The sequence below is a fragment of the Sphaerisporangium perillae genome (assembly GCF_023276435.1).
Taxonomy (GTDB): Bacteria; Actinomycetota; Actinomycetes; order Streptosporangiales; family Streptosporangiaceae; genus Sphaerisporangium; species Sphaerisporangium perillae.
This window is the reverse complement of the sequence record NZ_JALLPO010000006.1, coordinates 237,804-249,429: the sequence shown is the minus strand read 5'-3', so window position 1 is coordinate 249,429 and position 11,626 is coordinate 237,804. Positions and strand designations below refer to the sequence as shown.

The window sequence follows — 11,626 nt, the reverse complement described above, 5'->3', positions numbered from 1 at the left end:
CGTCGGGGTGGGGGTGACGGGGGGCGGGGTGGTTCCGTTGATCACGCTGGTCAGCGGCGAGTACCACTTGTCGGCCATCTTCTGGTCGCCGCTGCTGTTGGGGTGCACGCCGTCACCGGTGTCGGTGGAGGTGTTGAACCCGGTCCACTGGTCGACGACCACGATCGGCGACTGGCCGGTGCTCTTGCCCTGGGCCCAGCCGGGGATGGCGGCGTTGAGCGCGACCACCCGCTGGGCGCATTCGGGGCAGGAGCCGGGGTTCATCGGGATGATCTGGGCGACGAGGATCCTCATGTTGGCGTTGCTCGCCCGCATCTGGTCGACCAGCTTGCCGAAGGCGGCGAGGATGGTGCTCGTGGGGCGGTTGCTCCACACGTCGTTGGTCCCCAGGTGCATCATCACGATGTCGGGCCGGGTCGCCGAGAGCCAGCCGGGGAGCTGGTTCTGGTCGGCGATGTTGGTGGCGAGATACCCGCCGTGTCCCTCGTTGTCGCCGTCGTAGGAGACCCCGCATCCTTGGGGCGGCAGGGTGCCCACCATGTCCACGCTGTAGCCGCCCTGGACCAGCCTGTTGTACAGCAGGGCCCGCCAGCAGCCGGGCGAGCCGGTGATGGAGTCGCCCAGTGGCATGACCTTCACGGTCGCGGCGCGAGCCGGCAGTACGGGCGTGAGGACCACGTACGCCAGGACTCCGATCAACGCCGTCACGATAGCCAGGAGCCCGCGCCTGGTCGCCATCCTTCACCTCCGGTTGTCCGCGTGGCGATGGTAAGGACACCGGGTCTCCCTCAGGAAGGAGCCAGGGGTGCTTAACCGGTTCGACCTGCGCTGACACCGCCTCGGGAGCTGAAAGTTACACGGGGAGGCTGGCCGTCCAGCAGCCCGGCGACCGGCTTTCACCTGGTGCTCGCGGGGGATCAGTCCGGCGGGCCGGGCGGTGGCGAGGCGGCGAGCGCCGTGCCGACGACCACCCCGGTGTTCTGCGGCATCAGCCGCATCGCGTTGACGATGCCGAGCCGGCCCGAGGGCAACCCGTGCAGCAGAACGGTGGTGTTCGACGGCAGGAACATGCCCGACCCCGCGCCCATCAGCACAAGGGCGGCCCCGACGGGGAGATAGGGCACCTCCGCCGAGATCACCGCGAGCAGGACGGCGAGCCCGGCCGTGGTAAGCCCGGAGCCGAGGACGGTCAGCGCGCGAGGGCTGAACCTGCGTTGCAGGAATCCGGACGCCGCCGAGGACAGCATCGCGGCCATCGAGAGCGGCAGCACCTTCAGGCCCGCCGTGACCGGGTCCTCCCCGTGCACCCCCTGGAAGAACAGTGCGATCAGGAACACCACGCCGACCCTGGCCACCGAGTTGAGGAAGGAGGCCAGCGTGCCGAGGGCGAACAGCCTGTCCCGGAACAGCCGTACGTCGACCACCGGATGCGGGCTGCGCAGTTGCAGCACGACGAAGGCCGGCAGCCCCAGCGTGAAGCCGGCCAGACCCGCGAACACGAGGGGGTGTGCCCAGCCGAGCCTGGTGACCTCCGAGAGCGCGAGCAGCAGGCCGCCGAGGCTGACCAGGACCAGGACGTTGCCCGGAAGGTCCACCCCTCGGCCGGAATGGGCCGGGGCGACGCGGCGCAGCGTGATGGCGCCCCAGACCAGGCACAGGATCCCGATCGGCACGTTGTACCAGAAGACCCAGCGCCAGCCGAGATGCTCGATGAGGACCCGCCGAGGGTGGGCCCGACGAGCTGGGCTATCGAGAACGAGGCGGTGTACACGCCCATGCCCTCGCCGAGCCGCTCGCGCGGGAAGGCGTCGGAGACCAGGGCGGCTCCAGCCTCCCCGATCACGATTTTTCTAGAGCCTGATACTAGAATCTTGTTCGTACATCCGCCGGTCAAGTCTTGACGGGAGCGCCCGGGAGCGAGAAGTTGGTTCTAAAAATCGCCGGGAGATCGCATGAGTGGGATCGTCGCAGGTCGTGTCGTGATCGTTACCGGGGCCGCACGGGGCATCGGGCGCGGGCACGCACTGGAGTTCGCCCGCCAGGGGGCCCGGGTCGTCGTCAACGACCTCGGCGCCGAGGTCGACGGCACCGGCTCCTCGAGCGGCCCGGCCGATGAGGTCGTCGACCGCATCCGGGCCATGGGCGGCGAGGCGATCGCCAACAGCGAGGACGTCTCCGACTTCGACGGGGCGGGCCGGCTCGTCCAGGCGGCGATCGAGCACTTCGGAGACCTGCACGTGCTGGTCAACAACGCGGGGATCCTGCGCGACCGCATGATCTTCAACATGGGCGTCGACGAGTGGGACGCCGTCGTCCGCGTGCACCTGCGCGGCACCTTCGCGCCGCTGCGGCACGCGGCCGCCTACTGGCGCGAGCGGTCCAAGGCCGGGCGGCCGGTGGAGGCCGCAGTCGTCAACACCACCTCCTCCTCCGGCATCTACGGGAACCCGGGCCAGGCCAACTACGGCGCGGCCAAGGCCGGCATCGCCTCGCTCACCGTGATCGCCGCCCGCGAGCTGGAACGGTACGGCGTAACCGTCAACGCGGTCGCCCCGACCGCGCTCACCCGGATGACCGAGAACCTCTCACTGAACCGGCCCCATCCGGCCGAGGGCGAGTTCGACCCCGTGCACCCCGACAACATCGCGCCGCTCGTGGTCTGGCTCGCCTCCGGGCAGGCCCGGCAGATCACCGGCCGGGTGTTCAACGTGCGCGGCGGCGTGATCAGCGTCGCCGAGGGCTGGCACGCGGGCCCGGGAGTCGACAAGGGCGCCCGCTGGGAGCCCGAGGAACTCGCCGAGGTCATCCCCGCCCTGGTCGACAAGGCCGCGCCGAACGCGCTGCAGAACGGGCGGATCCCCGGCAGGGAGGGCTGAGATGCCACTCGACCACGGCGTGGTCGGCGTCCCGGGCGAGCCGCACACCCGATCCTGGACCGGCAAGGACGCGCTGCTCTACGCCCTCGGGGTAGGGGCCGGGCTCGGCGACCCGCTCCAGGAGCTGGCCTTCACCACGGAGAACTCCGCCGGGGTGCCGCAGCGGGTGCTCCCCACGTTCGCGGTGCTCGTGGCCCAGGCGCCGGCGGCCCGGGGGCTCGGCGACTTCGACCGGGCCATGCTCGTCCACGCCGAGCAGGCCTTCGAGCTCCACCGAGAGCTTCCGGTGGAGGGGTGCGTCCGCACCGTCTCGACGGTGACCGGCATCTACGACAAGGGCTCGGGCGCTCTGGTGACCACGGAGGCAGGGGCGGTCGACGCGGTCACCGGAGAGCCGCTGGTCACCTCGCGCAGCGCGGTCTTCATCCGCGGCGAGGGCGGGTTCGGCGGAGACCGCGGGCCTCGCGACGACTGGGCCGAGCCCGATCGCGCGGCGGACCATAAGATCACCTTCGCGACCCGGCCGGAGCAGGCACTCCTCTACCGGCTCTCCGGCGATCGGAACCCGCTGCACTCCGATCCGTCGTTCGCGGCCAGGGCGGGCTTCGACCGGCCGATCCTGCATGGCCTGTGCACCTACGGGATCACGGGGCGCGCGTTGCTGCACGCGCTGGCCGGATCCGATCCCGGCCGCCTGGCGGCGATGTCCGGACGGTTCAGCAGGCCGGTCTTCCCCGGAGAGTCGCTCACCGTGTCCATCTGGGTGGACGGCCGCACCGCGCTGTTCCGTACCTCGAAGGACGACGGGACCGTGGTGATCGACCGAGGCCGATGCACACTGCGTGAGGGCTGAGCCGGCCTCAGTCCTCGTCCGGGTTCGTGGCCCTGTTGAGCCGGCCTCGGTTCTTGCCTGGGCCCGCGGCCCGTTTCAGCGCCGGGAGATCACCCTGCTCCGCAGGGCCGAGGCGGTGGATGAGCCGGATCGCCGCCTCGATGATCTCCTCCGCCTCCTCCTCGGTGTCGCTGATGGCGACCTCGCGGCCGGCCTCGCCTATCACCGTGGTGAGCACGGTGGCGGTCAGGCGGTCGGTGCGGTCGCCGCTCCCGCCGAGCAGGGCCGCGTTCTGCCTGACCCACTCGCGGCTGCGAGTGCGGCGCATCAGCTCGAATCCCGGCGGTCCGTCGCCGTCCATGAACAGCCGGGCGAGGTCGCGTCGCTTCCATGAACCTTCGAGGAAGGCGCGCGCACCCGCGATGAACAGCTCCATCGGGTCTTTGATCCCCGCGTGCCTGGCGGCCGCCACCGCGAAGGTGGCCGCCTCCTCGTGCGCGGCCTGGTGGTCCTCCCAGAGCGCCAGGAAGAGCTCGGTCTTGCCGCCGAAGTGGTGGTAGAGGCTTCCCACGCTCGAGCCCGCCCGCTTGACCACCTCGGACACGCTCGCTTCCGCGAAGCCGTGCTCGGTGAAGACCTCGCGCGCGGCCCGCAGCATGACCTTGCGCGTCTCTGCCGTCCGGCTCCACTCCCAGGAGCCGCCCTTTCCGGTGGTCCTACGTGCCATCTGCGTCTCCCTCGCCTGAAGCCTTTGAGTATGGCGGCAAATTCTAGAAAACGGTTCTAGTAGAGGTCTTGACAGGATCCGGCTCAGGGAGGGAATCTGAAGCCAATTCCTAGAGTCTTATTCTAGAAAATACCTCGAACGGTTGCGCCGCACAGACGCAGAAAGGCGCCGTCCCAGAACGTTGGGTCTCCGGGGTCGGCCTGGGGACGGGTTTCTGCGCTACGGGAACCGTCATCGTTCTCCTCGTCAACAGCAGTCTTAGAGAAACTTTCTAGAACACCACTCTAATAATGCGGAATGGCCTCTCCTCCCGCCGCAGGTAAGGCCCGCCCGCCCTGAAGCCCGGGTCATCGCACGCTCGCGGGCGCCCTGCGTGGGCGAGAAAGTTTGAGCGCCAAACTATTGACGCCCTGGCCCGGGTTGTGTGAACCTTCGGCGGAGGCTGTCAGGAGCCTCATCGGTACCATGCACGCTGGAGGTCGACGGTCAGGGTCCCACCTGATCGTGCATGGCGGTTGTCCGCGTTTTCGAAGGGATTCGAAGGGAACCGTTCATGCGCAAGAAGCTCCTCAGCATGCTCGCGATGGCGCTCGCCGCCTCCTTTGTCGCGGGCGTCAAGGCCCCGCCGGTCGCGGCCGCCGCGTCCGATCCGTACACCTACAAGAACGTCCAGATCGCCGGCGGCGGGTTCGTCCCGGGGATCATCTTCAACCAGAGCCAGAAGGACCTGATCTACGCCCGCACCGACATCGGCGGCGCCTACCGGTGGAACCAGAGCTCCCAGACCTGGACCCCGCTGCTCGACTGGGTCGGGTACGACAACTGGGGACTCAACGGTGTGGTGAGCCTCGCCACCGACTCCGTGGACCCGAACAAGGTGTACGCCGCCGCCGGGATGTACACCAACTCCTGGGACCCCGACAACGGGGCGATCCTGCGCTCCAGCGACAAGGGCGCCACCTGGCAGAGCACGGCCCTGCCGTTCAAGCTGGGCGGCAACATGCCCGGCCGGGGCATGGGCGAGCGGCTCGCGATCGACCCGAACAAGAACAGCGTCCTGTACTTCGGGGCGCCCAGCGGCAACGGCCTGTGGCGCAGTACCGACTCCGGCGTCACCTGGGCCAAGGTCGCCAACTTCCCCAACGCCGGCAACTACGTGCAGAGTCCCGGAGACGCCTACCTCGGCGACAACCAGGGCGTCGTGTGGGTGACGTTCGACAAGCGGACCGGCACCTCGGGCAACGCGACGCAGACCATCTACGTCGGGGTCGCCGACAAGAGCAACACGGTCTACCGCACCACCAACGGCGGGACGAGCTGGGAACGCGTCGCCGGCCAGCCGACCGGCTACATCGCGCACAAGGGCGTCCTGGACACGACCAATGGCTACCTCTACATCGCCACGAGCGACACCGGCGGCCCGTACGACGGGGCCAAGGGCGACGTGTGGCGGTACGCCACCGCGACCGGCGCCTGGACGCAGATCAGCCCGATCCCCTCCAGCAGCGCCGACGACTACTTCGGCTACAGCGGCCTGACCGTCGACCGGCAGCATCCCGGCACGCTCATGGTGGCCACGCAGATCTCGTGGTGGCCGGACGTGATCTTCTTCCGCAGCACCGACTCGGGTGCGACCTGGACGCGGGTGTGGGACTTCACCAGCTATCCGAACCGCTCTTTCCGCTACAAGATGGACATCTCCGCCGCTCCGTGGCTGACCTTCGGCGGCAACCCCTCCCCGCCCGAGACCACGCCCAAGCTCGGCTGGATGACCGAGTCCCTGGAGATCGACCCGTTCAACTCCGACCGCATGATGTACGGCACGGGCGCGACCATCTACGGCACCACCGACCTCACCAAGTGGGACACCGCCGGGTCGCAGTTCACCATCAAGCCCATGGTGGCCGGGCTGGAGGAGACCGCCGTGCTGGACCTGATCAGCCCGCCGTCCGGCGCGCCGCTGGTCAGCGGCCTCGGTGACATCGGCGGGTTCCGGCACAACGACCTCACCAAGGTCCCGGCCATGATGTTCACCCAGCCGAACTTCACCAGCACCACCAGCCTCGACTACGCCGAGACCAACCCGAGCGTGATGGTCAGGTCGGGCAACTTCACCGACTCCGACCGGCCGAACGACAGCCACGTGGCCTTCTCCACCGACGGCGGCGCCAACTGGTTCCAGGGCACCGAGCCCGGCGGGGTCAACAGCGGCGGCACCGTCGCGGCGAACGCCGACGGCAGCCGGTTCGTCTGGGCGCCCGGGGACTCCGGCCTCCAGGTGGTCTACTCGGTCGGCTACGGCAACAGCTGGACCCAGTCGTCCGGCGTCCCGGCCAACGCCGTCATCGAGTCCGACCGGGTGAACAAGAACAAGTTCTACGCCTTCTCCGGCGGGAGCTTCTACGTCAGCACAGACGGCGGCGCCACCTTCGCCAAGACCGCCGCCACCGGGCTGCCGTCGAGCGGCGTGCACTTCAAGGCGCTGCCCGGCACCGAGGGCGACATCTGGCTGGCCGGCGGCACCACCGGCCTGTGGCACTCCACCAACTCCGGCGCCTCCTTCACCAAGGTCACCGCCGTGACCGAGGCCGACAACGTCGGCTTCGGCAAGGCCGCGCCCGGCAAGACCTACCAGGCGCTCTATCTGGTCGGCACCGTCGACGGCGTGCACGGCGTCTACCGGTCCGACGACACCGGCGCCACCTGGGTGCGGATCAACGACGCCCAGCACCAGTACGGCAACTTCGGCGAGGCGCTGACCGGCGACCCGCGCATCTACGGCCGCGTCTACATCGGCACCAACGGCCGGGGCATCATCTACGGCGACCGCACCGGCGGCGGGACCTCCGACACCACGGCGCCGACCAAGCCCGGCACGCCCACCGCGTCGGCGATCACTTCGACCGGTGCCACGCTGTCGTGGACCGCGTCGACCGACAACGTAGGGGTGACCGGGTACGACGTGTACCGGGAGGCCGGTACGACGGACGTCAAGGCCGGCACGGCGACCGGTACGTCGTTCGCGCTGACCGGGCTGACGGCCGGCACGTCGTACACGTTCTACGTGGTGGCGCGTGACGCGGCGGGCAACAGTTCCACCGCCTCCAACCCCGTCACGTTCAGCACGACGTCCGGCGGGTCCGGCGGCGGATGCGCGGCGACCTACACCGTGACCAACTCCTGGCAGGGCGGGTTCCAGGGCGACGTCGCGGTCAAGAACACCGGCACCGCGGCGATCACCGGCTGGACCGTGAAGTGGACGTTCGCCAACGGCCAGACCATCACCCAGCTCTGGAACGGCACGCTCACCCAGACCGGAGCGGACGTCACCGTGAAGAACGCGAGCTACAACGGCAACCTGGCGGCCGGAGCCTCGACCTCGTTCGGCTTCAGCGGCACCTGGACGACGGCCAACACCGTCCCCGCGACGGTCACCTGCACCACCGGCTGACCGGCGCGCCGTACCGGCCGGCCGGTGGCACACCCCTCAGCCGGCCGGCACACCCCCCCGGCCGGCCGGCACACCACGATCCGGTGGCGCACGGCGCGGTCGTCGGCACGGGCCCGGTGCTCCCCAGGCGCCGGGTCCGTGCCCTGCCGGGAGCCGCCCGGCACGGTGGACAGGATGCGGCGGCGATCTCCGTCTGGAGACGTACGGCGAGTTCTACCTGCGGAGGAGGCCGACCACGGGGGACCGCGCCTATTCTGGACAGCGAAACGGGGACGGACTGGGGGTACCGATGGCCGTGACTGACGACAGGCGCAGCGACGCCACGAAGGACGCCCGCCGTGACGGTTTCATGGGCTGGCTGGACGGCGTGCGCTCCACTCGCACCGGCCGGCTGACCTTGAAGATCGTCGTCGGCGTGGTGGGCGCCGCGCTCGTGATCGGCGGCCTGCTGCTGGTGCCCCTGCCGGGCCCCGGATGGCTGATCGTCTTCGCCGGCCTCGCCGTGCTGGCGACCGAGTTCGACTGGGCGCACCGGCTGCTGCAGTTCGCCAAGAGAACCGTCTCCGCGTGGACCGACTGGCTCAAACGCCAGAACTGGCCCGTGCGCATTTTGGTCACCGCCGCGACGCTCGCCCTCGCCGCCGTGATCGTCTGGTTCATGCTCAAGCTCAGCCTCGGCATCGACCTCGTCCAGCAGGCCCGCCTGTTCCTTTCCTGACCTGACGGCGACCGTCGTCCAGCGGCCCCCGCGCGGTCGCGGTGCCCCGGCGAGGAGGTGTCCTGCCTCGCCGCGCTGCCGGCCGCCCGGCGGGTGCGCTGATCATCCCGCGCCATACCGGATTGTCACCCCGGTGCGTAACCCACTCCCGATAAATGTGAGCAAAAGCATAGGAAAGGCGAGATATTGGAGTAACGTCCGGATCTGTAGATCCTCACCAACAAGAGGTGCACCAGGTGAGCGCTGTCCAGAGGCGCGGGTGAGCGCCGTCGCGGCCCAGGCGCCGTTCCAGGTGCCTCGCGAGTTCGCGGACGTCATCCGCGCCCATCTCCCCACTCTCACCGAGGAGATGATCGGCGAGATCCAGGCGAGCGTGCCCGAGTACTCCCGGCCCGGCGACGAGAAGTACGTCAAGGCCGTGCGGCGTGCGGTGGAGGAGGCGCTCAAGCAGTTCCTCAACCGGGTCGCCGGCAACGCCTCCGGTAACGGCTCGGGGAACGGCCTGGGCAACCGCTCGGGCAACGGCAGGCTGCTGGAGGTCTTCCGGGCGATCGGCAAGGGCGAGGCCAACGAGGGCCGGCCGCTGGACTCCCTTCAGGCCGCCCTGCGCATCTGCGCCCGCGTCGCGTGGCGGCGCCTGGCCATGGAATCCGAGACGCTGCAACTGTCGCGGCAGCGCCTGTGCGAGGTCGGCGAGGCGATCCTCGTGTACCTGGACGAGATCGCCGCGGCGGCGGCGGAGGGGTACGCCGAGGCGCAGGTCAAGGTCGCGGGGGAGTTGGAACTGCGCCGCCGCCGGCTGCTCGACCTGCTGATCTCCGACCCGCCGGCCGACCGGCGGGCCGTGGAGGACCTGGCGCGGGCGGTGCGGTGGCCGGTGCCGCGGACCCTCGCCGGGGTCGCCCTGGCCGCCCGCTCGCCGCGTGCGGGCGGGTCGCTGCTCGATCCCGCCACGGCCGAGGCCGCGGCGGCCGTCAACGCCGCCGCTGCCGGCGGCAGGCCCGCGCTGCCGCCCGACGTGCTGTCCGACCTCGATCGGTCGGATCCGTGCCTGATCGTGCCCGATCCCGATGGACCTGGCCGGGCGGCCATGCTGGACGTCGCGCTGAAGGACTGGGTGGTCGTGCTCGGCCCGGCGGTGCCCGCGCACGAGGCCGCGCAGTCGCTGCGGCTGGCGCGGGACGCGCTCACGCTCGCCCGCCGCGGGGTGCTGGCGTGCGACCGGGTGGTCCGCTGCGCCGACCACCTCGCCACGCTGATCATCTTCAAGGACGAGGCGCTGATCAAGGTCATGAGGCGGGTACGGCTCGCGCCGCTGCGCGACCTGCGGCCGGCCCAGCGCGACCGGATCGCCGAGACGCTGCTGGCGTGGCTGCAGAGCGGCTACAACGCCAACGAGGTGGCGGCCCGCCTGCACATCCACCCGCAGACGGTGCGATATCGGCTCCGTCAGGCGACGGAACTCTTCCGCGACCAGCTCAAATCGCCAAATGACCGGTTCGAGCTGGAAATAGCATTGCGTGCCCGAACGCTGGCCGCGCAGGACGCAAAACGCTGACAAATCGCGTCCTGGGCCTGTTGTGAGTTCTCTTCAGCCTGTCCGACCTGCGGTTTTGTCATCCGGGTGATATGACGGCTGACGCGTTTCATTGCGCCGGACAAGTCATTCAGTCATGCTTCGATTTACTTTTCTGTCATCCAGTGGAAACACGCCGTTAATGGCTGGAAAACAGGAAAGTCATGCGTTTTCGAGCCGTCCTCTCGGTGCTGGCCGGGGCAGCGCTGATCACCTCCGCCCTCACCGGCACCGCACGGGCCGAAACCTCACCCCAAGGGGCCAACGACTGGACCTGCACGCCGTCGGCCGCCCACCCGCGTCCCCTGGTCCTGGTCCACGGCACCTTCGAGAACATGGCGATCAACTGGCTGAAGATCTCGCCGGTGCTGAAGAGGGCCGGGTACTGCGTCTACGCGCTCAACTACGGAGGAACGCAGGACGCCCTCATCCAGGGCACCGCCGACATCGCGCGGTCGGCCGAGCAGCTCTCCGCCTTCGTCGACCGGGTGCTCGCGGCCACGCACGTGCCCGAGGTGGACCTCGTCGGCCACTCCCAGGGCGGCATGATGCCGCGCTACTACCTCAAGTTCCTCGGCGGGGCCGCGAAGGTGCGCAAGCTGGTCGGCATCGTGCCCTCCAACCACGGCACCACGCTCAGCGGCCTGGTCGTCCTCGGCAACCTGCTCGGCCTCACCGGGCCGATAACCGACGCCTGCCCGGCCTGCGGCCAGCAGATCGCCGGCTCGGCCTTCCTGGCGAACCTCAACGCCGGCGGCGACACGGTTCCCGGCGTGGAGTACGCGGTGATCACCACCCGCTACGACGAGGTGGTCACGCCCTACACCTCCGCCTACCTCAGCGGCCCGGGGGTGCGCAACCGCCTCATCCAGGACGCCTGCCCGTTCGACCTGAGCGCCCATGTGGGCGTGATCGTCGACCCGGTCGTGCAGCGAATGGTGCTCGACGAGCTGGACGGCGCCTTCTCCCACAGGATCAACTGCCTGAACCCGCTCGGCTGACCATTGCCGCGCATGCTCACCCGCTCGAGCGTGGCGGTGTCCCCGTTGATCCCCACCAGCTTCGATGTCCCCGAGCAGCGGTAACGGCGGCCGGCCGCCCGCCGCGTCGTCGGCCCTCAGAGGTAGAGGCCGGTGCCCTGCTCGGACTGGGGGGTGGCGATGGCGTGCAGGTCGCGTTCGCGCATGACGAGATAGATCTGGCCGTGCACCTCGACCTCGTACTGGTCCTCGGCGTTGAACAGCACCTTGTCGCCCACCTTGACCAGGCGGGCGCTGGCGCCGGCGCCGCACACCTCGCCCCAGACGAGGCGGTTGGCCATCTTGACGGTGGCCGGGATGACGATGCCCGCCGAGCTGCGGCGTTCCTCGGAATCCGGCTCGACCTTGACCATGACGCGGTCGTGGAGCATCTGTATCTCGAACTTCGGGTCAGCCACATCTGAAG

General features: G+C 69.6%; 10 protein-coding genes. 6 read left to right on the top strand and 4 right to left on the bottom strand.

Annotation, left to right across the window (positions count from 1 at the left end; translation table 11 throughout):
- Both MYF83_RS08275 and MYF83_RS08270 read right to left on the bottom strand, forming a co-directional pair.
- Positions 1–738, bottom strand: a 738-nt coding sequence (locus MYF83_RS08275) for an SGNH/GDSL hydrolase family protein (protein ID WP_248959609.1), incomplete at its 3' end; no start/stop codon positions are given.
- 179 nt (positions 739–917) lie between these two features.
- Positions 918–1,673, bottom strand: coding sequence for an MFS transporter (locus tag MYF83_RS08270; protein ID WP_248959607.1), 756 nt, complete (start codon positions 1,671–1,673; stop codon positions 918–920).
- Between the two features lie 279 nt (positions 1,674–1,952).
- On the opposite strand from MYF83_RS08270, the gene MYF83_RS08265 reads away from it, so the two are divergent.
- Both MYF83_RS08265 and MYF83_RS08260 read left to right on the top strand, forming a co-directional pair.
- Positions 1,953–2,876: an SDR family oxidoreductase gene (locus MYF83_RS08265; RefSeq protein ID WP_248959606.1), complete on the top strand. Its 924-nt coding sequence runs from the start codon at positions 1,953–1,955 to the stop codon at positions 2,874–2,876.
- 1 nt (position 2,877) lies between these two features.
- The gene (locus MYF83_RS08260; RefSeq protein WP_248959605.1) at positions 2,878–3,729 is read left to right on the top strand and encodes a MaoC/PaaZ C-terminal domain-containing protein; all 852 of its coding nucleotides are present in this window, start codon (positions 2,878–2,880) and stop codon (positions 3,727–3,729) included.
- A gap of 7 nt (positions 3,730–3,736) precedes the next feature.
- Here the strand turns inward: MYF83_RS08260 and MYF83_RS08255 are convergent, their stop codons facing one another.
- A complete protein-coding gene (locus MYF83_RS08255) occupies positions 3,737–4,435 on the bottom strand; it encodes a TetR/AcrR family transcriptional regulator (protein ID WP_248959604.1) in 699 nt (232 codons plus the stop codon).
- Between the two features lie 553 nt (positions 4,436–4,988).
- Between MYF83_RS08255 and MYF83_RS08250 the strand changes: the two genes are divergently transcribed.
- The 4 genes from MYF83_RS08250 (at position 4,989) to MYF83_RS08235 (ending at position 11,181) form a co-directional block, all read left to right on the top strand.
- Complete coding sequence (locus MYF83_RS08250) at positions 4,989–7,886, top strand: cellulose binding domain-containing protein (protein WP_248959603.1); 2,898 nt, start codon at positions 4,989–4,991, stop codon at positions 7,884–7,886.
- 289 nt (positions 7,887–8,175) lie between these two features.
- A complete protein-coding gene (locus MYF83_RS08245) occupies positions 8,176–8,604 on the top strand; it encodes a TIGR02611 family protein (protein WP_248959602.1) in 429 nt (142 codons plus the stop codon).
- Between the two features lie 259 nt (positions 8,605–8,863).
- On the top strand, positions 8,864–10,162 hold the full coding sequence (locus tag MYF83_RS08240; protein WP_248959601.1) for a PucR family transcriptional regulator: 1,299 nt from the start codon (positions 8,864–8,866) through the stop codon (positions 10,160–10,162).
- Positions 10,163–10,344: 182 nt separating this feature from the next.
- Entirely contained in the window at positions 10,345–11,181 is an 837-nt protein-coding gene (locus MYF83_RS08235) for an esterase/lipase family protein (RefSeq protein ID WP_248959600.1), read from the top strand.
- Between the two features lie 116 nt (positions 11,182–11,297).
- Here MYF83_RS08235 and MYF83_RS08230 read toward each other — a convergent pair whose 3' ends face one another.
- Positions 11,298–11,618, bottom strand: coding sequence for a GroES family chaperonin (locus MYF83_RS08230; protein WP_248959599.1), 321 nt, complete (start codon positions 11,616–11,618; stop codon positions 11,298–11,300).
- Between the last annotated feature and the right edge of the window lie 8 nt (positions 11,619–11,626).